Source organism: Vibrio sp. 10N.222.49.C9 (assembly GCF_041474985.1).
Taxonomy (GTDB): domain Bacteria; phylum Pseudomonadota; class Gammaproteobacteria; order Enterobacterales; family Vibrionaceae; genus Vibrio; species Vibrio crassostreae_C.
Genome location: NZ_JBFRVD010000247.1, coordinates 1 through 276, shown reverse-complemented (window position 1 = coordinate 276; position 276 = coordinate 1). Strand labels below are relative to the sequence as shown.

Sequence of the window (276 nt, the reverse complement as noted above, 5' to 3'; positions counted from 1 at the left end):
TTATGACCATGTTCCTGATGATATTGATTCGGTTGATCTATGGATTAAACCTATGGGACTTGGGACTCATAGAGACGACACCTTGCTGGGTTGGCTTCTTGACTACAGCAATCTGGATAACTTAAGCACGGATAATCAATTTGAATACATTCATCAAGTGGTTCAGGAGTGGCAGGGGCAACCTAATGCTAGATTCCCAGCAAGGGAGTTAGGTCGCTATTTGGTGGAGAATCAATTGATCATACCCATGTTTCACTGTTGGAATGGGGTGAGTAA

1 pseudogene is annotated in these 276 nt (G+C 43.1%); it reads left to right on the top strand.

Features of this window, described 5'->3' with window-relative positions:
* Nucleotides 1–276 (top strand): annotated as a pseudogene (locus tag AB4585_RS22985) (SgrR family transcriptional regulator); the annotation flags it as partial.